The following is a 25,769-nucleotide window of genomic DNA, read 5'->3' as shown; positions in this document are numbered from 1 at the left end:
TGTGACCCCATATCTGATAGTAACCCTTCTAATGCAGCGCCCACCTCAGCTGTGTGGATGGCTGTGTTTTCACTGGCAATGGGTGTATTTGGATTATTAACAGCAGAATATTTACCCGCCAGTCTACTGACACCAATGGCATACGATCTTGGCGTGTCGGAAGCACTGGCTGGCCAAGCCGTGACGGTAACCGCTGTCGTTGCTCTCTTTGCTGGTCTGATGGTGCCTGGTCTGACCCGCAGTTTTGACCGCCGAAAGGTTCTGTTAGCTTTTACTGTACTAATGATTGCATCCAATCTACTCGTGGCTTTGTCTTCCAGCCTGACCGTCTTATTAGTAATGAGAATTTTGTTAGGTATCGCCTTGGGAGGCTTCTGGAGTATGGCGGCAGCGGTGGCAATGCGATTAGTGCCCGCAAAGCTGGTTCCGCGAGCACTATCCATTATCTTTAGCGGTATTGCAGTCGGAACCGTAGTTTCTGTGCCGCTTGGAAGCTATCTGGGTAGTTTATACGGCTGGCGCAGCGCCTTTGTAGCCGCAGCGGCTGTTGGATTACTAACGCTAATCTTTCAATGGATTACGCTTCCTCGAATGGCGCCGCGTAAGATGCTGCGTACCGCATCGGTTTTGGAATTGCTACGTCGCCCAGGAATTGGCATTGGAATGATGGGTTGCATACTCGCCCATACAGGTCAATACGCCCTATTCACTTATATTCGGCCTGCTCTGGAAAGCGTGGTTCACATTGATGTTGATACGTTATCTCTAATGCTATTGGGATTTGGCGTCGCCAACTTCGTTGGCACGCTACTAGCAGGATGGCTTATGGAACGTAGTCTACGCGTTACATTGGTATTGATGCCCGCCTTGGTCGGTATCGCTGCGTTTGGCATGATTTGGTTGCCTATACAGGGAACCGGGCTGATGCTATTGGTGGCTCTGTGGGGACTGGCCTTCGGCGGAGTCCCAGTTGCCTGGTCAAACTGGGTAGCACGCGCCATTCCCGACCAAGCCGAGACTGCCGGGGGCATGGTTGTAGCTTCGGTGCAATCCTCGATAGCTGCTGGCGCCGCATTGGGTGGGCTGGTATTCGGTATAGGTGGCGTCACTGGCGTCTTCATTATAGCAGGAACAGTAATGTTGATCGCTGCGCTAGTAATTACGCTATGGGTTCGGGTCGAATTGCGATAACACGACCGAATTAATAATGAATCTCTGACTGCAATCCCTTAACTTTACAAAGAATGGATCCCCTACACCTAAATTAACACAGAGAGAGGGAGTAACCATGCATCCAGTTCCCTATGATCAAATACCACACAGACCTCACCGGAGAATCGGTGAAATTATTGTCACATGTGTATGGGATGGTACCTGGATGGTAGCCTCAAATCGTTGCAGAATATTGACCTAAGTGAGGCGCTGGAGATTTTAAACGCGGGTTTACGCCCAAACCGCGCAGGAAGATAAACGGCCAAACGCTGTCGGCCCCACATGCCTGGTCGTCAACGTCGCAAAATAAGCACGCCTGCGACCAACTGTCGAGAGGACCGGACAGTCAGCAGATGAGTCGAGAATGTACATTTTTCTGATAATGGCTTTATCAATAAAATCGCAAGGATTAAGATAATTACTCACAATGATAATGAGAATTATTTGCTTTAGTTGGGGTATTAAAATGAACGGAAATTATTTCGCAGATAAAGTATCAAACACATTATTAATTCCACTAGCCTGTAAGGCAGAAGAAAGCAGGCAGAAACATCCCATCATCGTAGACAATGTCGCTTGTGATATTCTGGAAAAAACACATTTCGATATTAAAAAATACAAAAATAAAAAAACCAGTCGAGTGGGTACCGCTATCAGAGCAAAATATTTTGACAGTGAAGTCATCGCGTTTATTGGTAAAAACGAAAAGCCGGTGATAATTAGCTTAGGTTGCGGATTAGATGCCCGATATCAAAGAATCGGCGATATAGCAAAAAAAGCAAAATTTTATTATATCGATTTAGCGGACGTGATCGAGGCCAGAAAAAAACTCATCCCCTGCCATGAAAATGAAAAATACCTGGCGGGGTCTATTTTGGATAACGGCTGGATCGATGAAGTGAAAAGAGAGTTACATCATGACGAAAATCTGTTTTTTCTTATAGAAGGCGTTTTGATGTACTTTCCTGAAAAACAAGTGAGAAATATATTTAATAACCTTTGTGAAAATTTCAGTAAAAGCAGAATAATTTTTGACATGCTTAATTCATGGCTAAGTAAAAACTCCGCGAAACATGACACAGTGAAAAACTCAGGCGCTGAATTCTCATTTGGTCTTGATGATGAAAAAGAAATTGAACGCTGGAATCATAAATTAATCTACGTAAAGACAAAGCTTTTTACTGAGTTCAACGAACACAAGAAAATGGGTAAAATTATCTCGTTTATGATGGCGCATGTTGATAGATATAAAACAGCATCAAAAATGGTGACTTACGCGATAAAATAGTAACTAACCGCATGACTTGGCGCGCATTTTTATCTTGCATCCCCGGTGAGCGTTTATTGGCGCTCGCCGGATCATGAGCCGACTGAAATAAACCAGGCCGCCAAAATTTTCGTCCGCCTACAATACGCTGACCAACGCACAGGCGGTGGTTAAGCGCTATAAACCGCCGGTCGCCGGCGCTATCCGCGCACCTCATTCACAGCCAGGACGGCGTTAAACAATCACGCCAAACCATTTTTTGCAGGCCAGCTTGCCGCTGACGGTAAAGTTAACTTCCCGAAATCCCGGTACTCTGGCTAACCATCCTTTTTGTTCGCAATGAATTAAAAAGACCGCACCGGCGTCTCCACCAAGATGAAATCGCCTTTCGCTCCAGTCAAGACAGGCGCAGCACGCTTTACGCCGTGTTTTGGGATTCAACGTCATGCCTAACTGTTGGAACTGTTTTTGCCCTGTCGGCGTGACCGAACTGCCATCAGCGGTCAACCAGCTTTCGGCGATCATAAAATCATAAATTTTAACCGCGATTTCGCCGGCTAAATGGTCATAGCAGGTTCGGGCTTTCCGTAACGAGGGAGGCGTACTGGCTTTGGCTTCTGACTCGGATCGCCATGAAACGCCCATGATTTTTTCAATCAGGTCGGCAATATCCTTCCCGGCCAGACGATAATAACGATAACGCCCCTGAGAAAGACAGGAAATCAGATTCCCACTGACTAGACGCGCCAGATGGGCGCTGGCGGTGGAAGAGGCGATATCCGCCACGGCACTCAGCTCCGTGGCCGTCCACGCCCGACCATCCATCAACGCACAGAGCATTTTTACGCGGGAAGGATCGGAAATGGCGGCCGCGACCGCCGCCATCGAACGCTCAAGCGCATCGCTATTCTCTGCCGACTCAATATGTTTAAGCATATTATTCAGACCCTGCCGCCCATGTTTACGTCGCCCGGCCGACAACCATAGCATCGTCGGTCACCAGAATCAGCGGATTTGAACGCTCGCTGTATCGCGGAAGAATAATCAACATCATGGCTCCGCGCTTTCTCTGCTCGCCGACGAATACTCTCTGGTCATCCGGGCGATGCGAATGTGATAAAAAGAGAAGATAGACTTACGGCCTTCAGCCTGAGCCGCCTGATGCAGGACGTTTCTTTTCCATTGCAATACCGCGTGTTCATCCCGCCACCAGGACAAGGAAAGGATCTTCCCCGGCGTGGTCAGGCTCTGGAAGCGCTCGATGGATATAAATCCATCAATATCGGCTAATAGCGGCTTTAATTCCGCGGCAAGCTGGAGATAGCGCCCTTGTTGCGTATCAACCACATCCGCCTCGAAAAGCACTGCAATCATATTTCCGTCCTCTGGTATATCGAAAGGACATGACTTTAACGTTTTCCGCCCTGCACACTTCGATGCAGAGCGAAATATGAATGTGGTCTGAGACAAAGATAAGTCACGCAGGATTCTTCAACCGGCGCCCGTCGTACCCGCCGGCAATCAACAATGAAAATAGTTTTTCTCCAGTATCGACACGCCATCGTCGATCGCTTTATGGATCGATTTCACGCAGCGTTCGCTATCTCCTTCCGCCAGTGCCAGCAGCAGTTCATCGTAATTGTGCTGACGATGAACAATCTCCGCCGACTGCGGATAAAGGTAGTTGAAACAGGGGCCAATCTGCACCCATAGCTGTTCGATCAGCGAAACCAGCGTCGGCATATCGGCATAGCCATACAGCGTAAAACGAAATTCCCGGTTCGCCTTGAGGGATTCTTCAATATTCTGCACCATCTTGTTGGAACGAAACTGACTGTTCAGCGCGGTCAAATGCGCCAGTTTATCGGCATCCATCGCTCTGGCCGCCTGCGCCGCCGCCAGCCCCTCCAGCTGTTTACGGATCAGGGTAATTTCCTGATACTGACTCAACGGCATCACCGGCACTAAAAACGCTTTTGCCGGGGTTGCCTCCAGCGCGCCGGCCGACACCAAGCGCAACAAGGCTTCACGCACCGGCGTGACGCTGGTGCCCAACTGCGCGGCGATCTCGCTGGTCACCAGACGAGCGCCGGGTTTCAACATGCCGACCATCAACGCGCCCTTCAGTTGGGCCTCTACCTGCATGGTCAGACTGAGGCGCTGAGCCTTTCCCATCCCGAACATATAACTTTTTCCTTTAGTTAAAAGATGACTTTGCTTTTGCAGTTTAATCATTAGCCTGCTAATAACATATTATATAGGATATATCCTGTATTTGCAGTCGGCGGCATTCGTCCAAATCTGTGACGAATAGCGCATCTCCAATGCTTACCGTCAGCCCTTCGGGCTTCGTTTTGGGAACGATCATAATGAAAAAATCCGCCTTAACATTCGCTTCACTGGCAATGCTGTCAGGTCTGCTATCACCCTTGTCGATGGCGGCGGAGCTGACGATTGCGCAACCCGCTTCCGCCACTGCGATGGACCCCGGTTTTCTCAAAGAATCCGCCACGCTGGTGGATAATGTCTTCGATACGCTGGTATTACGCGATTCACAGATGAAACTTCAGCCCGGATTGGCGACATCGTGGAAAGCCATTGATGACACGACCTGGGAATTTACGCTGCGCCAGGACGTGAAATTTACCAATGGCGAAGCCGTCAATGCGCACGCCGTGAAGTTCTCTATCGACCGCATCCTCGATCCGGCCAACCATGCGCCGACTATATCCTATATTCGCACCATTAAATCGGTAGAAGCGACCGGCGAGTATCAGGTGCGCTTTCATACCGACGGGCCGGATCCTTTGCTGCCGACGCGTCTGAGCCGTTATCCGGCTTATATCGTGCCGCCGCAATACGTCGAGAAAGTCGGCGCATCGGAATTCGCCCGCAAGCCGATCGGCAGCGGCGCTTACCGGGTCGAAACATTTATTCCTGATGAAAAGGTGGTGATGCAGGCCAATGCCGCCTACTGGCGCGGCAAACCGGCGATTGACACCGTCACCTGGCGTCCGATACCGGAAGCCACCGCGCGCATCACCTCGCTGTTGACCGGCGAAGTGCAGCTCGTCGACAGCGTACCGGTGGATTTGGTGCCGGCGCTGAAAAACAAACCGGGTATCCATTTAGAGCAGGTAAAAGGCGGCGGACTGACCATCTATCTGGGGCTCAAGAACGATCAGAAACCGCTGGACGATGTCCGCGTTCGCCAGGCGCTGTCGCTGGCGCTGAACCGCGACGCCTATACCAGCCAGCTGTTGCATGGCTTCGGCGCGCCCACCGGCACCATGGCCGGCGCGAAAGACTTTGGCTACCAGCCGATAGCCGCGCCGGCGCAGGATATCGCCAAAGCGAAATCCCTGCTTGCGCAGGCAGGCTATCCGGACGGCTTTACCCTGCGTTTCCAGGCGCCGCGCCGCTATATCGCCAGCGCCGATGTCGCGCAGGCGATAGTGCAGGATCTGGCCAAAATCGGGGTCAAACTCCAGTTGGAAGTGCCGGAATGGTCGGTTTACACCCAGCAGGTGGCGGCGAAGAAACAGGCGCCGATCTATATGCTGGCCTGGGGCTCGACGCAAACGCTGGATGCCGATGCGGCGTTATATCCGATCCTGCATTCGGGCGAACCCTATTCGACGGTCAGCCTGCCCGAACTGGATAAATTACTCAACGAAAGCCGCCTGACGGTAGATGCCGTGAAACGCGAAAAAATATTGCAGCAGATCCAGGAGGTTGTTGCGCAACAGCAGCCGCTGATCCCGCTCTATCGCGAGGATTCGCTCTATGCCAGCAGCGATGCGCTGACGTTTACCGGTCGAGCCGACGCCCGTATCCCGCTGTTCGACCTGAGGCTGAAATGATCGCCCAGGGGGATGCATTAAACAGGAAGCCGCGCCGCCGTTTTTACGGCGACGGCATTATCGGCGGACTACTGCTGGCGATAACCCTCGCCGCGGCGCTGTTATCCCCCTGGCTGCCCCTGCCCGACCCGCTGGCCAACAATCTGGCGGACGTCTTCCTGCCGCCGGGCAGCGATACCGCCTCGGGCATGCACTGGCTGGGAACCGACCAACTGGGGCGCGATATGCTGGCGCGCATCCTTTCCGGCGCCCGGTTATCATTATTCGTGGTGCTGATGGCGGCGGCGATCGCCGCGGTTATCGGCAGCCTGCTCGGCATGCTGGCGGGCTATGCCGGCGGCTGGCTGGATGCGCTGATAATGCGCCTGATCGATATCCAACTGGCGGTGCCGTTTATTCTGTTAATCCTGCTGGTGATGGCGCTGTTCGGCACTTCGCTGAGCAATATCATCATCATTATGGGCGTCAGCAGTTGGGCGATTTACGCCCGCGTCGCCCGCGCCAAAACATTGGAAATTCGCGAGCTGGAATATATCGAATCGGTGCGCGCCATGGGCTTTTCCACGCCGCGCATTTTGCTGCGTCACGTGTTGCCGAATCTCGCTACGCCGCTGATTGTCCTGCTGACGCTGGATATCCCGCGGCTGATCGTACTTGAAGCCTCCATCGGCTTTCTCGGCATGGGGATCCAGCCGCCGACGCCGACGCTGGGCAATCTGATCGGCGAAGGCCGTTCTTATATGCTGCTGGCGCAGTGGCTGGTGCTGTATCCGGGGCTGGCGATCGCCGCGCTGGTGGTCGGCTGCAATCTGGTGGGCGACAGCCTGCTGCGTAAAACCCGCACAAGGCTGGACTGATATGGCGAGATATGTGCTGTCCCGCATCGGGCAATCGATTCTGGTGATGTTCGGCGTATCGATTCTGATTTTTTACAGTCTCCATCTGACCGGCGACCCGGCGGCGGTGATGATGCCGCCCGGCTCCACGCAGCAGGAGATCGATCATTTCCGCCATAGCATGGGGTTCGATCGCCCGCTGCTGTGGCAATACGGCCATTACCTGTCCGGCGTGCTGCAAGGGGATTTCGGCGATTCGCTGCGCTACAGCCAGCCGGTCACCCGGCTGATCGGCGATCGCGTTCCCGCCACCTTATTGCTCGCCGTCACCGCGCTGGCCTGGAGCACGCTGCTCGGCTTGACGCTCGGCATCATCAGCGCGCTGCGGCCAAACAGCATCTGGGATCTGTTATCCCGTCTGCTGGCCTTCTCCGGCCAGGCGGTGCCGGTATTCTGGCTGGGTCTGTTGCTGATCCTGTTGTTCAGTCTGGATTTGCGCTGGCTGCCGTCCGGCGGTTACGGTACGGCGAGCCACCTGGTTATGCCCGCCGTCAGCCTTGGCGCGTACTACATGAGCGCCATCGCCCGTCTGGTGCGCGCCAGCCTGATCGACGTCATGCAGCAGGATTACATCCGCACGGCCCGCGCCAAAGGGCTGAGCGCCTGGCGCATTCTGGTGCGCCACGGCTTGCGTAACGCGCTGATCCCGGTGGTCACCGTTCAGGGCATGTACTTCGCCTCGCTATTGGGCGGCGCGCTGGTGACGGAAATCATTTTCGCCTGGCCGGGCATCGGTCGTTTGGCGGTGCAGGCGATCCAGAATCGCGACTTCCCGCTGGTGCAGGCCATCGTATTGCTGGCGGCGCTGGTGTTTGTGGCGGTAAACCTGATCATCGACCTGCTCTATGTGTTGCTCAATCCGAGGATACGGCTGTGAAAACGCGGGATGCCCTGTTACCGGCGACGCTGGCGTTACTCGACCAGATTACGCCTTTTCGCAGCGTTGCCGGTCAAATCGAACAGCAGCGCGCGCTGGCGCAGTGGCTGGAAGCGTGGCTGGTTAGCGAAGTCGGCGCGCAGCCGGTATTGCCGGTCGCGCAACAGCGCGGCCAGAGCGCGCCGCCGCTGGTACACGTGCGTATCGACAGCGGCGCCGATAAAACGCTGGTGCTGTACAACATGTACGATGTGATGCCCGCTGATGAAGCGGGCTGGGACGTTCCGCCCTTTATCGGCGGCATTCGCCGCTGGCCGGAGCTGGGCGACGTCTACATTTCCCGCGGCGCGGAAAATAATAAAGGGCCGCTGGCCGGCATGCTCGCGGTGGTTAAAGCGCTGCGCGACAGCGGTAAGCTGGCGGTCAATCTGGAAATTATTCTCGAAGGCGAAGAAGAGACAGGCAGCGGTCAACTGCGTCGCTATCTGGCGCAGACGCCCTGCCCGATCGCGCCCGCTCTCGCGGTGCTGTTCCCTTCCCTGTGCGAATATGGCGGCGGCCAGCCGCGCGTCTATCTGGGGTTTACCGGTCTGAGCGGCGGACGCCTGACGGTTAAAGGCGGCGACTGGGGCGGCCCGCAGACGGCTATCCACGCCAGCAACGCCAGTTGGATCGCCAATCCGGCCTGGCGTCTGGTGCAGGCGTTGCAAGCCATCGCGCCGGCGGAGCGCAACGGCGTTCTCGCGACCCTCCCCCCTGACGACGAAGCCAATAGTCTGCTCGCCGAACTGGCCGCCGACTTCAGTATCGCGGACGAACTGCGCTTTCGCCGCAGCCGGCGTCTGACGCTGAGCGGCGATACCCTGAGCTGCCTGCAAACCTTTCTCGGCAGCGCGGTGCTCAATCTATCCGAAATCAAAACCTCTCCGACGGGGGCGCGCGGCGTCATCCCGCCGTTCGCCGAGGCGGAGCTGGCCTGGCGCACGCCTCCCGGCATCGACGGCGCGCGGTTAATCGACGACGCGTCTCGCCGCCTGGCCGACCCCGCGCTGGCCGGCGCCGAACTGACGCTGGACGACAGCTATCCCGGATACCGCTTCACCCTCGACGCGCCGGGCGTTAGCCAACTGCTCGCCAGCTACCGGCGGTTTGGCGCGCAGCCGCAAGTCTGGCCGTGGGCGCCCGGCTGCGCCCCCGCCTATGCTTTTGCGCCGATCGCGCCCGCTTTTTTAATCGGCGGCCTCGGCCACGGCGGTAATGCGCATGGCGTTAATGAATTCGTCACGCTGCACGGTTTGCGGCGTTTTGTTGAGTCGCTGGACGATTGGCTGACCCGTTTTACCGCGTCGGCCGACCGTTCGCTTACGTAGCCAACGCAGGACAATCGTTGTCTCGGATTTCAGGATTAAATAATGAAAAATGTTGATGATTTTGAACGTGTCGCACTAGGTTTTTTCCCAACGCCGTTAGAAGCGCTCAACCGGTTCGGCGACGCGCTGGGAATCAGTTTGAGCATCAAGCGCGATGATTACACCGGTTTCGGCGGCGGCGGCAACAAAGTGCGCAAACTGGAATACCTGATGGCCGACGCCCGTCGCCAGAACGTCGATGTGGTCATTACCACCGGCGGACATCAGTCCAACCATGCGCGCATGGTGGCGGCGGCGGCGCGGAAATTCGCCATGAAGCCGGTGCTGGTGCTGCGCGGCAACCCGCCGCAAACCTATCAGGGGAATCTGCTGCTGGATAAGCTGTTCGGCGCGCAACTCCAGTTCCTCGATCCGGACGCCTACTTCACGCAAATCGACGGCGCGATGCAGGCCCATGCCGATGCGGCGGCGGCGCGAGGCGAAAAAGCGCTGATTATCCCGCTGGGCGGGGCGACGCCGCTGGGCGCGCTGGGCTATGTGCGGGCGATCGAGGAGATGGATGCGCAGCTGAAGGCCGGCGACCAGCCGCCGCCGCAGTTTATCGTCGCGCCGACCGGCTCCGGCGGCACGCTGGCCGGACTCTATGTCGGCGCGCGTCGCTACTGGCCGCAGACCAAAATCATCGGCATCAGCGTCAGCGCCAAAGCGCCGTGGTTCCAGACGCGCATCTCCGCCATGGCGCAGGAGTGCGCCGATTTGCTGGCCTGGCCGCAGCGCTGGACGCCGGAGGATATCTGGATAGAGGACGACTACGTCGGCGCGGCCTACGGCGTGCCTTCGGCCGGCGGCATCGACGCCATTTACCGCGTCGCGCAGGATGAAGGCGTGCTGCTGGATCCCGTTTACACCGGCAAGGCGATGCACGGGCTGATCGATTTGACCGCGCAGGGCAAAATCCCGGCCGGCGCCAGCGTGATATTCGTTCACTGCGGCGGCTCGCCCGCGCTCTATCCCTTCGCCCAGACGTTGCTGGAGCGCTAGCATGTCGCCCGCCTTGCGTTATCTGGATCGTCAGGCCGTCGTCCGGCTGGGCGGCGCCGATCCGCGCCAAGCCTATGACGATGTGGTCGAGGTAGTCAAGCTGATGCGGCGCGGAGAGACGCAGATGACGCCGGAATCGCATGTCGATCTGGCGACGCCGCGCGGCAAAGCCTATGCGCTGCCGGCCGGCGTGGGCGGACGATTTAATGCCGCGGGCGTAAAATGGACGGTGCATCGCCCGCAAAGAACGGATGCGTTGCCGCAGGCGATGGCGACGACGCTGATTAATCGCCTGTCCGACGGCATGCCGCTCGGCATCGTGGAAAGCGCGACGCTGACCGCCGCCCGCACCGCGGCCGTATCGGCCGTCGCTTTACGCCATGCGGCGCCGCGCGCGATACGGCGCGTGCTGCTGCTCGGCGCGGGCGTACAGGCGCAGGCGCACATTGAGATGCTGCGGGCGCTGTTCCCGACGCTGGAAAAGCTGGTGTGGTGGAACCGAACGCCGGAGACGCCGCAACGTCTTTTCTCTTCCCTGCCCGCCTTGCCGTGGCCGGTGGAATTTCCCGACACGCTCAGCCAGGCACTACAGACGGACTATGACGCGCTGCTCGCCTGCACCAGCGCGGCCGCGCCGATTCTCGGGCCGGATGCGCTGCGTCAGGGCGGTATCGTGTTGCAAATCGGCTACCATGAAATGCAGTTCAGCGGCATCCGTCAGGCCGGCAAAGTGGTGGTCGATCTGTGGGGCGAATTCTGCCGCACCAGCGCGAAAAGCCTGTTCCAGATGTACCGCGCCGGCGAATTCGAACCCCGCCGGGTAGCCGCCGATCTCGGCCAACTGCTGATCGACGGCTGGCGCAGCGAGGCGGACGATAGCGTCTATTTCTCTTCGTTCGGACTCAATGTGTTTGATATCGCCCTGGCCGCCCGCGTATTGCAGGAAGCCGAACGCCGCGCCGACGGCGCTCTACTCCCTTTATTGCAGAGGAATACCGATGTTGATTAAAGCCGATGATTTGCTGCGCCGCCTGCGCGCCGGCGAACGATTCGCGCTGTTGGATACCCGCGATCGCGCCGATTGGCTGGCCGGTTCGTTGCCGGCAGCCGGTCATTTCAACGTATATGACTATTTTATCGACGACTGCACCGACGACGGTATCAACGCGATGGCCGACGACGTCACGGCGGGCTGGCGACGGCTGGACGTGGCCAGCGACGTGACGCCGGTGTTTTTCGAACAGCAAACCGGCATGCGCTCGCCGCGCGGCGCGTGGTTTGCCTGGCTGATCGGCCGCAGCGATGCGGTGGTGCTCGACGGCGGCGTGGAGGCCTGGCTGGCGGCGGGCGGTCGGCTTTCTCCGGGAACGGGGAGCGATAGCGCGGTGGCGCATCAGCCGCAGCGCGGCGTGGCGACCCGCTTTGCGCGCGACCTGACGGCCAGCCGCCGGCAGGTGCTTGACGCCGATGGCCGACGCGACGTGATCCTTGACGCCCGGCGTCCCACCGAGTTCGACGGCAGTTTCGTCCATGACTGCTGTCATCGCGCCGGGCGCATTCCCGGCGCAAAATTACTGTTTTGGGAAGATGTGGTTAACGACGGCGCCTTTCGTTCGCCGGAGGATATCGCCCAACGCGCCGCCGCGGCGGGATTGCATCCCGACCAGCGGATCGCCATTTATTGCCATCGCGGCGCCCGGGCCGCCACCGTACTGGTCGCGCTGCGCCTGGCCGGCTACCGGCATCTGGCGGTGTATGTCGGTTCCTGGCATGAGTGGGCGGAACATGACGAACTGCCCATCAAACAAGGGTCTCAGGACGCCTGACGCAGGCGCAAAGCCCGACCGATATCCGGCGCCGCGTCCAGCAGTTGACGCGTATACGCATGCCGCGGCGCATTCAGAATCTGTTCGGTGACGCCGCTTTCCACGATCTTGCCGCGATACAACACCACCACCCTGTCGCACAGCTGGCGCACGGCGCTCAGATCGTGGCTGATAAACAGCACGCTCAGCCCCAACTGTTCGCGCAGACGATCGAGCAACGCCAATATCTGGCCGCGCACCGATAAATCCAGCGCCGAAACGGCTTCGTCCGCCACCAGCAAATCCGGTTCAAGCGCCAGCGCGCGCGCAATCGCAATCCGCTGACGCTGACCGCCGGAAAAGGCGGCGGGCAAACGGCGGGCGTGATGGGGTTCCAGCCCCACCAGCGCCAGCAAGGCGTCGACGCGCGCCTGAATCTGATCGGCCGGGCGCAATTTATACACGCGCACCGGCTCGGCGATCTGTTCGCCGATGGTCATTTTCGGGTTCAGGCTGGCGTACGGATCCTGAAAGATAATCTGCGCCCGACGCCTTAACAAACGCTGTCTGCCTTGTGAACTGACTTCATCGCCATCAAAGGTGATTTTCCCGCTATCCACCGGAATCAGGCCGATTGCCGCCCGGCCCAGCGTAGTTTTTCCCGATCCTGATTCACCGATCAGGCCGACGATTTCCGCTCTGCCGATATTCATTGAGGTGGGGAACAACACGGTATGGCGCTGCGCCGGGAAAAACGGCAGGCGATTTTTTTGAGGGTAGCTTTTCGTCAGGCATTCGATGCTGACCAGCGGCGCGGCCTGCCCGTCAGGCGCTCGCGTCGCTCTGGGTTGCGGCTGCGAGGCCGCGATCAGTTTGCGCGTGTAGTCATTCTGCGGCTGTGTGAGCAAGGTCGGCACCTCGCCCTGCTCGACGATGCGGCCGCGATACATCACGCAGGCGCGGTCGGCATAACGGGCCACCACGCTGAGATCGTGGGTAATCAGCAGGATCCCCATCGCCATTTCACGCTGTAAGGTCTGTAATAACGCCAGAATTTGCGTTTGGATGGTGGCATCCAGCGCGGTGGTCGGTTCGTCGGCAATCAGCAACGACGGCTTGCAGCTAATGGCGCTGGCGATCATCACCCGCTGCCGCATGCCGCCGGAAAGCTGGTGGATGTACTGCCGGGCGCGCAGCGCCGGATTAACGATGCCGACGCGATCCAGCAGCGCCACCGCCTCGCTCTGCGCCTGTTTCCAACTGAGCTTTTGATGGCGCACCAGCACTTCGGCAATCTGTTCGCCGACTTTCAGCACCGGGTTCATGCTGGTCATCGGCTCCTGAAAGATGGTCGCCATGCGCTGGCCGCGCAGATGAGAGGCAAACGGCGAGCCGGGTCTGGCGATCGTCTGCCCCTCAAACCGGATTTCCCCTCCGGTCTGATGCACGCCCGACGGCAACAATCCCATTAACGCAAGCGAGGTCAGCGTCTTGCCGGATCCCGACTCGCCGACCAGCGCCACGATTTCACGCCGGGCGACGGAAAAACACAGGCCTGTCGCCAGCGACGAGCCGCTTTCCGTGCCGATGCTAAGGTTATCGACGTCGAGTAAAGAATCCGAGAGCGCCATCTTTCTGCCCCAAAACGGTTGGTTAGATTACACCCTGAGGATATATCCTATATTCTTGCGCGGCAAGGCGCCGGTTAGGCCGTTTGGTTATGACTCAGATGGATATTTTTTATGACGGGCTTCCCTGCCCGTCACCCGTTGGGCCGTCGCAAGCGACGTTTAAAATCGCTCCCGGCGATTTTTTATGACGGGCTTCCCTGCCCGTCACCCGTTGGGCCGTCGCAGGCGACGTTTAAAATCGCTCCCGGCGATTTTTTATGACGGCTTCCCTGCCCGTCACCCGTTGGGCCGTCGCAGGCGACGTTTAAAATCGCTCCCGGCGATTTTTTATGACGGGCTTCCCTGCCCGTCACCCGTTGGGCCGTCGCAGGCGACGTTTAAAATCGCTCCCGGACTGAGGAATCGCCAGAAATCAGAGTATGGAATATCTATAAGCACAGTGAGAGTTTCGTGCGCACTAACCTCAGTCGATTTCTGCCACCGTCGCAGCACGCGCCCGACACGGGGCGGTTCAGTCGCCGCCGCCCCATGACCCCGGGCTTTTCGCGAAATCGCGTCGCTACGCGATGCCTTCGGCGTTCGTGACCGCGGATCGGGCCGCCATTGACGCGCTCCCGGCGCGGCACTGGCTTTCGCGGCGTCCATGCCGCTCACCCGGCGGTCACGCCCACCTCAGCGCAATTTTTTACGCGAAGAAAAACCTTTAAAAGACAAAATCCTGCTATCTAAGACGATACTTAATTATTTTCTGGAGATTCCTCAGGATCCCGGCGTCAACAGGCTTACAATCGGTTTTATTTTTATCGCGTCAGGAAAATTTATATGAAGAAATCAACGCTAAAGGCGGCGCTTACGGCGTGGTGCGCGCTCTGGTGGCTTCCCGCCGCCCCCGCGCTTGCCGACGCCGGCGAGCAATATAGGCTGGAGAAAGTGGTGATGCTGAGCCGTCATGGCGTTCGCTCGCAGACCAACACGTCAAAGCTGAATCAGGCCACGGGGAAACAATGGCCCCAGTGGAATGTTCAGGATGGCCATCTTTCCGGACATGGTTACGCCGGCATCGTCAATCAGGCCGCCTATCAAATTACGCTCTGGCGCGATGCGGGGCTGCCGATCGATACCGGCTGCCCGTCTCCCGATCAGGTGTTTGCCTGGGCCAGCCCGTTGCAACGCACCCGGGCGACGGCGCAGGCCCTGCTTGACGGCATGTTTCCCGGCTGCGGCCTGTCCGCCGGCAGCACGGTTGAAAAACAGGATCCGTTGTTTCAAAGCGTCGACATGGCATTATCCAAACCGAACGGCGCGCTGGTCAGACAGCAGATACTCGAACGCATGGGCGGCAGCGAAGAGGCCGTCGCCAAACGCTATCAGCCCGACGTTGAACGCCTGAGTCAGGCCGTTTGCGCCGACGCCGCCTGCGCATTCCTGGATGAACCCTGGCGGCTGGTTGAAAAAGAAGACCGCTTTTCGCTAAAAGGCCCGCTATCCGCAGGCGCCAACATCGGCGAAACCATCCGCCTGCAATACAGCGAAGGGTTGCCGTTAAGCCAGGTGGCTTTCGGTCATGCCGTCAACGCCCGACAGGTGGCGGCGCTGATGGCGCTACATGCCGCTAAATACGATATGGTCAGCGATACCCCGGAACTGGCTCGCCACGGCGGCACGTTGCTGATGACGCAGCTTGCGGCGGCATTAACGCAGGGAACGCCATTGGCGCCAGCGGCAACGGCGCAACCCGCCGCCCTGCTGACGCTGCTGATCGGTCATGACACCAATATCGCGCAGATTCAAACCATGCTGAACTTCAAGTGGACGCTGGGGGAATATCCGCAAAATGATATTCCGCCCGGCGGCAGTCTGGTTTTTGAACGCTATCGCGATACCCGCAGCGGCGAGGTGCTGGTTCGGCTGTCATTCACCGCCATGTCGCTGGATCAATGGCGCAACCTCAGCCGCTTCGACGCCGCGCACCCATTACTCAGCGCGGATTATGCCGACGATGCCTGCCGAAAAACCGCGATAGGGACGCTGTGTCCGCTTGGGCATATGGTACAGGTGATGGAAAACTCGATGGCGACGGGGATCCGTGCGCCGCAGGCCATTTTTCATTAACCGCAAACAGGCGACCCTCTATCGGTCGCCTGTTCTGATGTTCGCGAAAATCTTAGCGCGCTAACATCAGCGAGCGGCGGCTGACGTCGCCTTATCAAGCACCGTCTGGATCATCGCCGCCAGTTCGTTAATTTCGAATTTCGCCACATAGCCATCCGCGCCCACCTTGCGGACGTGATCTTCATTCGCGCTGCCGGACAGCGAAGAGTGGATAATCACGGGAATATTTTTCAGAAAATCGTCGTGCTTGATATTCCGCGTCAGGGTAAAACCATCCATCTCAGGCATTTCCAGGTCGGTGAGCACAAAGGCGATTTTGTCCGAAATCGGTCGGCCTTCCTGCTGGGCTTCTTGCGCCATCGCCTTGATCTTTTTCCAGGCTTCCAGCCCGGTCACATGCATCACCGACGGAATCGACATCATTTTCAGCCCCTGCTCAAGCAGCGAACGCGCGACTTTGGAATCCTCGGCGACGATGGCGACCGCCCCCGGTTTAATGGGAAATTTCTTCGTTTCCATATTATCGATATGAACATCGCGATCCACCGGGATGATGTCATGCAAAATCTGCTCGACATCCAGCACCAGGGCCAGGCGATTGCTCTCTTTATCGCTGTCGAGACGGGCGATGCTGGTGACATGACGACTGCTGACGCCCGCTTCGGCCGTCAATACCTGCCCCCAGTCAAGACGAACGATATCGTCAACGGATTCGACGGCAAATGCCTGGGTGCTGCGCGCGTATTCCGTCACCAGCAGAATATTAAGGCCGGTGGCGGGTACGCAGCCCGCAACGGCCGGAAGATCGATAACCGGAATGATTTGTCCGCGGATGTTCACCATGCCGAGCATCGGGGGTTTCATGCCCGCCGCCTTGGTTAACGACGGCATCGGCACGATTTCGCGCAGCTTGAACACATTAATGCCGAACAACTCGGATTTTCCTTCATGCTCGGTGTTTCCCAATCGGAACAATAACAATTCAAACTTGTTGGCCGAGGTGAGATTTGTCCTTTCATCGATTTCTTTTTGAAAATTATCCATGCTTGCCTCAATACGAATAATAATGATGGGCCTAACCAAACGACATTCATGATGCGAGCAAAGAAGGCCCAACATCTCCTTTTCACACGGTACGCGCTTGACTGCGCGCTTCAGATCGCTCTTGCCGACGCTCCATTTGCAGAAAGAGAAAATAGCGGTCCAATTTATCTATTTTCGACCTGTCGGATTTAAAGTTTAGTGAAATGTTGTGTAGAGACGCTTAATTAGCATATAGCCGTCATCTTTCAAGTTGCCGGTGCGCTGGCTGCGTTACTCGGCCCGTCCATGGGCCTCGCCCCTTCGGGGCCAGCGCAAGCGCTGTTCAGAACGCCATGCGTTTTGTCCCGCAACTCGACATCTATTGGGTATAAAGCTGGCGGATAATCGCGTAATAGCCGTCCGCCGCGCGCGTAAGTTGTTCGACCTCAATATACTCGTCAATCACATGGGCCAGATTTTCGCGCGACGGGCCGAATCCGATCGTCGCAATCTCCGCCTCTCCGGCGTAGTGGCTGCCGTTGGTGCAAAACGAATAGGTCGACACCTGCGGCGGACGTCCCAGTTGCGTCAGCGCGGTCAGCGCCGCATCGACCAGCGGGTGCCGTCGGTCCGTGATCCAGCCGGGAAAGAAACGTTTCCCCTCGATGATATTGCCGGTGTAACAGGTCTCCTGTCCCTCTGCGTATGAAACACGGGCGCGGAACTGCGGATCTTCGGCGCTGAGTTTTGCCAGCAATGCGCGTAGCGGCGCCAGTACGCTCTCTTCCGTTTCCCCCACCAGTAAACGACGGTCGGCCGTCGCCCGGCAATAATCGGGAACCACCGACGCGCCGGGATAAGGCGAGGACTTGATATCGGTGATCTCCAGAATTCCTTTCCCTAATTGCGGATGTTGCGGCGCGGTCAGCGCTTGTAAGCGGTTAATCAGTCTGCTCATGTGATACACCGCATTGATTCCTTTCTCGGGATTGGCCGAGTGCGCCGGTTTGCCGAAAGTTTCGAAGACAATCTCCGCCCGCCCCCGCTGCCCGACGTTGACATTCAACGCCGACGCCTCGCCGATAATCACCATGTCAGGTTGGTAACGCGCGCTGATCGCCCGCGCCGCGACGCCTTCGAAACACTCTTCATGCACCACGCAGGCGACATAAATCGCGCCGCGAAAATTCCGCTGATGATCCTCGGCGAAAAATCCCACGGCGGCGATCATGGCGGCGACCGCCCCTTTCATGTCGGACGTGCCGCGGCCATACATTTTCCCGTCACGGATCTCCGCGCCCCACGGCGCCTGCCGCCACTGGCTTTCATCCACCGGCACCGTATCGATATGGCCGTCAAGCAGCAGCGTCTTCCCCGGCTGCTTGCCGATAATACCGCCGACGATATTGCCGAAATCATCGATGTGAATCTCATCAAACCGGAAGTGCTCCATGATGCGGCGAATCTCATCCACCACCGGCGCTTCATGACCGGAATAACTCTTTTGCCGCACCAAAGACTGGCAGTATTCAATCACTTGCTGATGACGTTTCTCAGTTAACATGTCTGGTATTCCCCGAAATCTATCTATTTAATGCGTTTGCTGACAAAGACCGGTGAGCGGCGATAAGTTGGTCAACGGTCTGATTTGATTTGTTTTTGCCACGGCGGGTCTGGCGAGCGTTTATTGCGCCGCTTTTATTTTTTATCCCGCAAAACTGGGCTCTTTGCCGCCCCAGACCACATCGAGATAATGTTCCGGATCGGTATCGCCCTCGGTACTGATGAGCAGAACTCTGGCGCTGTCGTTCAGTCCTAACTGCTCGCGCAGTTCGGCCAGCCTGGGCGAGCGCATAATCAGCGCCAGCGCCCCGGCGGTGACCGCGCCGGATTCGCCGGAAATAACCTGACGATCGCCGGGCAGCGGATGTCCCAGCATACGCATCCCGTGCGCGGCGACGTAGTCGGGACAACACAGGAAGCTGTGGGAGTAATCACGCAGCAGACCCCACCCCAGTTGATTGGCCTCGCCGCAGGCCAGTCCCGCCATGATGGTTTGCAGCATGCCATCCACGACCACGGCGCTGCCGGATTGCCCTTCGGCCGAACGGCGCAGACAATCCGCCTGATCGGATTCCACCACGATCACGCGCGGCGCCTGCTCGCCCCAGAGGGCGCGAAAAACGCCCTGCACCATGCCGGCAAACGCGCCGACGCCCGCCTGAACAAAAACGTGGGTCGGCCGTTGCTGCGCCAGCCGATCGCAGGCTTCCAGCAGCAGCGTGCCGTAGCCCTGCATAATCCAGCGCGGCACATCCTCATAACCTTCCCAGGCGGTATCCTGCAACACCGCCCAGCCGCCTTCGGCCGCGCGTTGCGCCGTCATTCTTACCGCTTCGTCATAATTCATATCGACGATAGACGCCTGCGCCCCTTCGCGCCGGATGGCCGCCAGTCGTTGCGCAGACGAACCCCGCGGCATGTAAATCACCGCTTTTTGTCCGAGCTGGCGCGCCATCCATGCCACGCCGCGCCCGTGGTTGCCGTCCGTGGTGGTGGCGAAGGTGACGGGAGGAATACGCCGCTTCACTTCCTCGCTCACCATCGCCGGAAATGGCAGCGTGCTTAAGGGTTGCCCCAGCGCGCCGGCGACATATTTCGCCATGGCGAAGGACGCGCCCAGCACCTTGAAAGCATTCAGACCGAAGCGCTGCGATTCATCCTTGACGAAGATCGCCCCCAGCCCGAGGCGATCCGCTAACTGCGTCAGTTCCACCAGCGGCGTTTCCTGATAACCGGGAATGGTGCGATGAAACTGGCGCGCCTCTTCCAGCGCCTCGCGCCGGAAGTCGGCGGTGCTGGCGGCGGGATGGCGGGAAAAGTCCGTATCATTAATGAAATACTGAATAGATTTGGTCATAACGCGGTATAAATCCGTAATCAAAAGGGTGAACACCAGCCGGCAGGCGACGCGGCGGATGAAAAAAACCGCCGGCAAGGCGCGCCGGGCCAGAGGACGTCTGATCAGTCGGCGTGCCGATAAACCCGACGCAGGAAATTTTTGGTGCGCTCCTGCTGCGGCGCGGTGAAGAGCTGTTCCGGATGGCCCTGTTCCACGACAACGCCATGATCCATAAACAGCACCCGATCCCCCACTTCACGGGCAAAGGCCATTTCATGGGTGACGACCAGCATGGTCATTCCCTCATCGGCCAGCCCTTTCATCACCGACAGCACTTCATCAACCAATTCCGGGTCGAGTGCGGAAGTCGGCTCGTCGAACAGCATGATTCTGGGATTCATCGCCAGCGATCGGGCTATCGCGGCGCGCTGTTGCTGCCCGCCGGACAGCTCGCGCGGATAGCTTTCGATTTTCTGTTTCAATCCGACCCGCTCCAGCAGTTGAATCGCCTGAGTCCTGGCCTGATCGCGCGGCATTTTTTTGACGATCATCGGTGCGGCCATCACGTTTTCCAGCACCGTTTTATGCGGAAACAGATTAAAACGCTGAAACACCATGCCCACATGCATCCGCAGATAACGGAGGTCGGCTTTATCATGCACTTCGTTGTTATCAAAAATGATATTCCCGCTCTGAATGGTCTCCAGATGGTTGATGCAGCGTAACACCGTACTCTTGCCGGAGCCGCTCGGGCCGATAATCACCACTTTCTCGCCGGGCTTGACCAGCAGATGAAAGTTTTTTAACACCTCGACATCGCCGAAACTTTTACCGACGTTGTGCATTTCAAGGATATAACCGCTCATGATCTCGCCATCCTTTTTTCCAGCCAGGCTGCTATCAGCATGAAAAACGTATTCATGATGAGATAAAGGGCGGCAACCGTGGTGTAGACCTCAAAAGATCGGAAGGTTGCCGAGTTAATCCGATCGGCGACATGAAACAGTTCGGCGATCGTGACCAGCGAAACAATGGACGAATTTTTCAACGTCATAATGAACTGGTTCACCAGCGCGGGAACGCAGAACTTAATGGCCTGCGGGGCAATGATATGGAACATCGACTGTCCCCCGTTCATGCCCAATGACGCCGCCGCTTCCGCCTGTCCTTTATCCACCGACTGTATGCCGCCGCGGATAATTTCCGTGATGTAAGCGCCGGCGTTAATCCCCAATCCGAGAATGCCGGCCTCCATACTGCCCATAGGCAGGCCGATGGCCGCCAGACCAAAATACAGAATAAATAACTGCACCAGGAACGGCGTCCCGCGCACTACCCAGACATAGAGAAATGCGGGCCAGCGTAATAACGGATTACGTGATAACCGGCAAAGCGCACCGATAATCCCTGATGCCATTCCCAACAGGAGCGCGCAAGCAGATACCTGTAGCGTCACCACGCAACCATCCAACAGCAGTGGCAACTTACTCAGAACCACACCATAGTTAAGATCGATGCTCATCATCTAAATCGCCTTATGATTACTTGCCGATGATCCATTTGTTGTACAGCGCGTCCAGTTCGCCGCTTGCCCGCATTTCATTGATGACGGTATTCACCAGCGTAACCAACCGGCTATCGCCCTTTTTGATGGCAATCCCCAGAGAGGCTTCGGTGAAGGGCTGGCCGACCACTTTGACGTTATCAAAAACCTTGTTCAGCTCCATTTGATTGAGCAGGTCGTTAATACCGGCATCAATGCGCCCGGAGGTTAAGTCCAGCGTCTGCGCGCTGGTATCCTGATAGGCTTTGATGGTGAACGGCGTGGTCTCGCTCAGTTTGCGGGCCACCTGCTCGCTGGTTGCGCCCGCTTTGGCGCCGACGGTCAACCCTTTCAAATCTTCCGGACGGGTAATGGCGTTATTGGTTTTCTTCACCACCAGCACCATGCCGGTTTTTAAATAAGGTTCGGAAAAGTCGACCACCTTTTTACGTTCATCGTTGATATACATAGCGGCAATCACAATATCCGCGTGACCGCTCTGTACCGACGGGATCAGCGAGGTAAATTGCATATCTTTAATTTTCAGTTTGACCCCTAATTTCTCCGCGATCTTTTTGGCGATATCAATGTCATAACCTACCATCTGATTATTATCGTCATAATATTCGAACGGGCGATAATTACCGGTCGCAACAATCAATTCTCCGCGTGCCTTTATTTTATCGATAGTGGAATCATCGGCCTGGGCCGCCATACTCATACCAACGCCAAACAGGATAGTCATGGCGCAAAGACATTTTTTAACAAAAATATTCATGATTTACCTCATCAGTAAAAAACAATAAAGCCCCTGGTGTTGAGAAATTCATCAACTATTTATTTAATAAAATGATTAGATAGTCCCAATAGGTAATGGGTTTAATTGATTATCATTTAGCAATGAAATGACGGCGTTGACCGTCGGCATCCAACGTTTCTCCTTTATATTGCGTAATAGGACCATAAGCAGCGGGCTGCCGGTGAATATCAAAATTGAAGGTGGTCTTTTTATATTTTTGGCAAAAATCCAAATCGCAATGCGCAATCGCCACTTCATCGCCTTTGGTAATACAGGCAGCAACCACTTCTCCCGATGGCGCGATAATGCAGCTCCCGCCGATCTGCTCGATTCCCTCTTCGCAACCGGCTTTAGCCACCCCGACAACCCAGGTGCCATTCTGGTAGGCGCCCGCCTGTAGCGAGAGCTGATTATGAAACAGCGATAAATCATCATGTTCCGGCGCGGGCGCGTTATGTACCGGCGTGTTGTAGCCAATCAGCACCATCTCCACGCCCTGTAACCCCATCACCCGATAGGTTTCCGCCCAGCGTCGATCGTTACAGATCGCCATGCCGAAAATGCCGCCGAAGGCGGGATAAACGTCGAAACGATTTCCCGGCGCAAAATAGCGCTTCTCCAGATGCTGGAATGCCCGCCAGGGTTCATTTTCCCGATGCCCCGGTAAATGCACCTTGTGGTATTTACCAATAATCTCGCCCGTTTTATCCACCAGAATAGCGGTGTTGTAATGTTTAACCTGCCCGTCTTCGTATGCTAATTCCGCATAGCCAAGATAAAATCCTATTTTCATCGACTTTGCCAAATCAAACAGCGGCTGCGTCGCCGAATTCGGCATGGCGGTTTCAAACCATTCATCAATAATATTCTGATCTTCAATATACCAACGGGGGAAAAACGTGGTTAACGCCAGTTCAGGATAAACAATAATATCCGCGCCCAAACTTTTCGCTTCGCGCATCATTGCCATCAGACGCGCGACGACATCTTCTCTGCTATCTGTTCTATTAACCGGACCTAATTGACCCATAGCCACATTGACATAACGGGGCATAATTTACTCTCCTGTATTTCAAACCTGTTCATCATTATTAATAAATAGATCACCGGTCATTTGATGTATTCTTTCGATTTCCTGCATTCTTTCCTTTGCTTTTTGCGGATGTTGTAATGCCAGCTCGCCGGCCAGAAAATTAATCATACTGATGCCGACCGTATAAGAATCGAAAATCGTTCGGCTGGCGGTATGACAGGCCAACACCACGTCCACCTGCGCATTCAGTGAAGAAATCAATCTATCGCATAAACAGATCATTTTGATGTTTCTGCTTTTGGCGACGTTGACAATTTTATCCAGCATGTTGACGCGTCTGGGGAAATCCACCACCAGCATGACATCGTCCGCGTGCAGATCGGCCAAGTTATCGACAAAACGACCGGCGCTGTCGTTGACCAGGCGAACATCAGGGCAGATATTGGAAAAAATCGACAACGCATAATAGGCGGAGATATAACTGTTTCTGAATCCGGTGATCCAGATACGGCGGGCGCCCCCCAGCAGTTCCACCGCTTGGGTCAGATTATCGGCGAACACGCTATCCAGCGCGTTATCAATATTTTTCTTGTCCGTTTCAACGTGCGCCGCCAGACGCTCATAAGTATCCGCCGCGCCCGGCGCCGTATTCTCAAGATGGGTCAGCGGCGATTTACCGGTGACCATCGCGGGCCTGAATGTGCGGCGAAAATGATTAAAATCGGTAAAGCCGAGATGACGAAAACAGCGCGCCGCCGTCGATTTTGACACGCCGGCCTGCTTGGCCAACTCGGTTGCGCTATAGCTGGCGAGGTTGTGCTGATAGCGCAGCAGAACCGTAACGAATTTTTTCTCGGCCGGAGAAAGCATCGGATGGATCTGACGGATCAGATCCTGTAGCTCGCCGATGGCTTCCGCCGAATGGTTATCTGAATAGCTGGACATGGTCGTTAGCCTCTTTGGCACCATTGTTTCTTGAAAAAACAAATCATGAAACAGATGAACCAATAAAAGCAATTAACGGGCCATATAAAAAAATAAATATATAAGATACTAATAAATAAATATTTTATTTTTAACGTCGCTAAAAGAGATGCGATTTAACGCCGCACTGCCCCATAAAAACGCATTCATCGCACCACAATGGAGCGTCAACGCTCGCCTCTGGCGTCAGCGTCAAACGCCCCCGCATGTTTCAGCGCCGTGTCAACATCAGGGGGGAATGATCAAAAATCGGGGATATCTTTATCATTCGCGATGACTCAGACATCCTTTTCCTTATTTTTCAAAATAGCTTTCACGCTATCCACGTAAAGCAGGTTTTGCTTATCCGTTTCCCCGCTGGCGGCGGTGGTCAGCGTACTGTTTCCCGATTCGCCGTGCAGCGCCACCTGCTGACCCGCTACCGGTTCACCTGAACCGACCCACGCCATTTGCGGCTGAAGTTCATAATCCCCCTGCTGGTACTGATTAAACATCTGGCTGGCGCTTTGCCCGCTGAACTTCTGCCACACCGCCGCCCGCTGAATGATTTTGTCCGGCGCGCCGCTTTCCACTTCGCCATTCCCGATCCGCAGGTAGCCGCCGCCGCTGCTCAGGATGATTTCTTTTTTCGCGCTGATGATGATTCGGCCTTCACTGCTTCTTATCTGCACATCTTTCAAGGCATCTAACGCCATTTCATCGCCCTGCGCCTGCAACTCCACTTTGCCTCTGGCGGCAAATAACTTCATGCCCGCTTTCTGCGCATACAGGCTTATCCGTTCGCCCGCCGCCACGGTGAACTTTTTCAGTACGCTCATATCGGTACTACCGCCGCTGGTAACCGTCACGTTTTCACCTGCCGAGATCTGTAGATTTTTAGGCGTCACCTGTGCTATCCCTTCCGGGGCCGATAGCACTATCGCCTGCTGTTTCAGCGCGTCCAGCGTTTCCGTCAACAGCGCCTTTTGCCGCTCCACATCCGCCAGTTCCGCTTGCGCCGTTTCCGCCGCCGCACGCAACGATTCAGCCTGATGCAACGCCTGCTCCAGTTGCGCTATTGCTTCCTTCATATCCAACTGAGCGGAGCTGGCGCGTTCCCGTTTCTCCGCGCTAATGAACAGCCCTTTCCCCGCCCGTATCGCGCCCCACTGGTCGGTGCGCAGCTCAAACCCTTCGCCCCGCCGCTGACGGCTGCCGTCCACCAGATGCCCCAGGTTCAGCTGCGACTTGCCGCCGTACTCGGTCGACAGCTTGATATGCTCTTTGCCCCGCTCGTCCTCCATCCGCAGCTTGTTGTTCGCCGGCGTGCGGATGACGTTGCGCTTGTTGTTCGCCTGCGTTACGTGGTCCGGGTGCCTGGAGTCGTGCAGCGCATACGCAATGTACGGCCGGTCCGGGTTGCCCTCCCCGA

23 protein-coding genes are annotated in these 25,769 nt (G+C 56.6%); 10 read left to right on the top strand and 13 right to left on the bottom strand.

Annotation, left to right across the window (positions count from 1 at the left end):
- Window positions 1–57 precede the first annotated feature (57 nt).
- Together ABRZ28_RS11215 and ABRZ28_RS11210 are read left to right on the top strand one after the other, a co-directional pair.
- Window positions 58–1,191: an MFS transporter gene (locus ABRZ28_RS11215; RefSeq protein WP_442878688.1), complete on the top strand. Its 1,134-nt coding sequence runs from the start codon at window positions 58–60 to the stop codon at window positions 1,189–1,191.
- Between the two features lie 487 nt (window positions 1,192–1,678).
- Window positions 1,679–2,500 carry a class I SAM-dependent methyltransferase gene (locus tag ABRZ28_RS11210; protein WP_330520290.1) on the top strand — a complete coding sequence of 274 codons (822 nt, stop codon included), beginning with the start codon at window positions 1,679–1,681 and terminating at the stop codon, window positions 2,498–2,500.
- A gap of 213 nt (window positions 2,501–2,713) precedes the next feature.
- Here ABRZ28_RS11210 and ABRZ28_RS11205 read toward each other — a convergent pair whose 3' ends face one another.
- From ABRZ28_RS11205 to ABRZ28_RS11195, 3 genes are all read right to left on the bottom strand, one after another.
- Window positions 2,714–3,415, bottom strand: coding sequence for an ArsR/SmtB family transcription factor (locus tag ABRZ28_RS11205; RefSeq protein ID WP_330520289.1), 702 nt, complete (start codon window positions 3,413–3,415; stop codon window positions 2,714–2,716).
- A gap of 114 nt (window positions 3,416–3,529) precedes the next feature.
- The gene (locus ABRZ28_RS11200; RefSeq protein WP_319606037.1) at window positions 3,530–3,853 is read right to left on the bottom strand and encodes an antibiotic biosynthesis monooxygenase family protein; all 324 of its coding nucleotides are present in this window, start codon (window positions 3,851–3,853) and stop codon (window positions 3,530–3,532) included.
- Between the two features lie 147 nt (window positions 3,854–4,000).
- On the bottom strand, window positions 4,001–4,663 hold the full coding sequence (locus ABRZ28_RS11195) for an FCD domain-containing protein (protein ID WP_319606038.1): 663 nt from the start codon (window positions 4,661–4,663) through the stop codon (window positions 4,001–4,003).
- Window positions 4,664–4,848: 185 nt separating this feature from the next.
- Here ABRZ28_RS11195 and ABRZ28_RS11190 point away from each other — a divergent pair, with 185 nt between their 5' ends.
- The 7 genes from ABRZ28_RS11190 to ABRZ28_RS11160 are packed head-to-tail and all read left to right on the top strand — an operon-like array spanning window position 4,849 to window position 12,352.
- Entirely contained in the window at window positions 4,849–6,342 is a 1,494-nt protein-coding gene (locus ABRZ28_RS11190; protein WP_330520288.1) for an ABC transporter substrate-binding protein, read from the top strand.
- A complete protein-coding gene (locus tag ABRZ28_RS11185) occupies window positions 6,339–7,199 on the top strand; it encodes an ABC transporter permease (protein ID WP_330520287.1) in 861 nt (286 codons plus the stop codon). Before ABRZ28_RS11190 ends, ABRZ28_RS11185 begins: the two co-directional genes overlap by 4 nt.
- Before the next feature lies 1 nt (window position 7,200).
- Window positions 7,201–8,115 carry an ABC transporter permease gene (locus tag ABRZ28_RS11180; RefSeq protein ID WP_319606041.1) on the top strand — a complete coding sequence of 305 codons (915 nt, stop codon included), beginning with the start codon at window positions 7,201–7,203 and terminating at the stop codon, window positions 8,113–8,115.
- Window positions 8,112–9,485 (top strand): M20/M25/M40 family metallo-hydrolase, encoded by a 1,374-nt coding sequence (locus ABRZ28_RS11175; RefSeq protein WP_330520286.1) that lies wholly within the window; start codon window positions 8,112–8,114, stop codon window positions 9,483–9,485. The genes ABRZ28_RS11180 and ABRZ28_RS11175 overlap by 4 nt, the downstream gene beginning before the upstream one ends.
- A 42-nt stretch (window positions 9,486–9,527) precedes the next feature.
- Window positions 9,528–10,526, top strand: a complete 999-nt coding sequence (locus ABRZ28_RS11170) for a 1-aminocyclopropane-1-carboxylate deaminase/D-cysteine desulfhydrase (protein WP_330520285.1) — start codon at window positions 9,528–9,530, stop codon at window positions 10,524–10,526.
- 1 nt (window position 10,527) lies between these two features.
- Window positions 10,528–11,535, top strand: coding sequence for an ornithine cyclodeaminase (locus tag ABRZ28_RS11165; RefSeq protein ID WP_330520284.1), 1,008 nt, complete (start codon window positions 10,528–10,530; stop codon window positions 11,533–11,535).
- Window positions 11,525–12,352, top strand: coding sequence for a sulfurtransferase (locus ABRZ28_RS11160; protein ID WP_330520283.1), 828 nt, complete (start codon window positions 11,525–11,527; stop codon window positions 12,350–12,352). The genes ABRZ28_RS11165 and ABRZ28_RS11160 overlap by 11 nt, the downstream gene beginning before the upstream one ends.
- Here ABRZ28_RS11160 and ABRZ28_RS11155 read toward each other — a convergent pair.
- Window positions 12,340–13,962, bottom strand: a complete 1,623-nt coding sequence (locus tag ABRZ28_RS11155; RefSeq protein ID WP_330520282.1) for a dipeptide ABC transporter ATP-binding protein — start codon at window positions 13,960–13,962, stop codon at window positions 12,340–12,342. The two genes, ABRZ28_RS11160 and ABRZ28_RS11155, sit on opposite strands and share 13 nt — an antisense overlap.
- Window positions 13,963–14,784: 822 nt before the next feature.
- Here ABRZ28_RS11155 and ABRZ28_RS11150 point away from each other — a divergent pair.
- Complete coding sequence (locus tag ABRZ28_RS11150; RefSeq protein ID WP_330520281.1) at window positions 14,785–16,074, top strand: histidine-type phosphatase; 1,290 nt, start codon at window positions 14,785–14,787, stop codon at window positions 16,072–16,074.
- A 66-nt stretch (window positions 16,075–16,140) separates the two neighbouring features.
- Here the strand turns inward: ABRZ28_RS11150 and ABRZ28_RS11145 are convergent, their stop codons facing one another.
- The 9 genes from ABRZ28_RS11145 to ABRZ28_RS11105 all read right to left on the bottom strand — a co-directional run.
- Window positions 16,141–17,118, bottom strand: coding sequence for a chemotaxis protein (locus tag ABRZ28_RS11145; RefSeq protein WP_319606048.1), 978 nt, complete (start codon window positions 17,116–17,118; stop codon window positions 16,141–16,143).
- Window positions 17,119–17,476: 358 nt separating this feature from the next.
- Window positions 17,477–18,661 (bottom strand): YgeY family selenium metabolism-linked hydrolase, encoded by a 1,185-nt coding sequence (locus tag ABRZ28_RS11140; protein ID WP_330520280.1) that lies wholly within the window; start codon window positions 18,659–18,661, stop codon window positions 17,477–17,479.
- A 141-nt stretch (window positions 18,662–18,802) separates the two neighbouring features.
- Window positions 18,803–20,017, bottom strand: a complete 1,215-nt coding sequence (gene dpaL / locus ABRZ28_RS11135) for a diaminopropionate ammonia-lyase (RefSeq protein WP_330520279.1) — start codon at window positions 20,015–20,017, stop codon at window positions 18,803–18,805.
- A 104-nt stretch (window positions 20,018–20,121) separates the two neighbouring features.
- Window positions 20,122–20,853: an amino acid ABC transporter ATP-binding protein gene (locus ABRZ28_RS11130; RefSeq protein ID WP_330520386.1), complete on the bottom strand. Its 732-nt coding sequence runs from the start codon at window positions 20,851–20,853 to the stop codon at window positions 20,122–20,124.
- An 8-nt stretch (window positions 20,854–20,861) separates the two neighbouring features.
- Window positions 20,862–21,524 carry an amino acid ABC transporter permease gene (locus ABRZ28_RS11125; protein ID WP_319606051.1) on the bottom strand — a complete coding sequence of 221 codons (663 nt, stop codon included), beginning with the start codon at window positions 21,522–21,524 and terminating at the stop codon, window positions 20,862–20,864.
- Window positions 21,525–21,540: 16 nt separating this feature from the next.
- Window positions 21,541–22,320: an ABC transporter substrate-binding protein gene (locus tag ABRZ28_RS11120; protein WP_319606052.1), complete on the bottom strand. Its 780-nt coding sequence runs from the start codon at window positions 22,318–22,320 to the stop codon at window positions 21,541–21,543.
- Window positions 22,321–22,432: 112 nt separating this feature from the next.
- Window positions 22,433–23,395 (bottom strand): N-carbamoyl-D-amino-acid hydrolase, encoded by a 963-nt coding sequence (locus ABRZ28_RS11115; protein WP_319606053.1) that lies wholly within the window; start codon window positions 23,393–23,395, stop codon window positions 22,433–22,435.
- Between the two features lie 18 nt (window positions 23,396–23,413).
- A complete protein-coding gene (locus ABRZ28_RS11110; protein WP_319606054.1) occupies window positions 23,414–24,319 on the bottom strand; it encodes a MurR/RpiR family transcriptional regulator in 906 nt (301 codons plus the stop codon).
- A gap of 317 nt (window positions 24,320–24,636) precedes the next feature.
- Window positions 24,637–25,769: DUF2345 domain-containing protein (locus ABRZ28_RS11105; RefSeq protein WP_330520278.1), on the bottom strand; the 1,133-nt coding region annotated here is incomplete at its 5' end.

The organism is Brenneria sp. g21c3, assembly GCF_040240345.1.
GTDB lineage: Bacteria > Pseudomonadota > Gammaproteobacteria > Enterobacterales > Enterobacteriaceae > Brenneria.
This window is presented reverse-complemented; position numbering and strand designations above follow the sequence as displayed.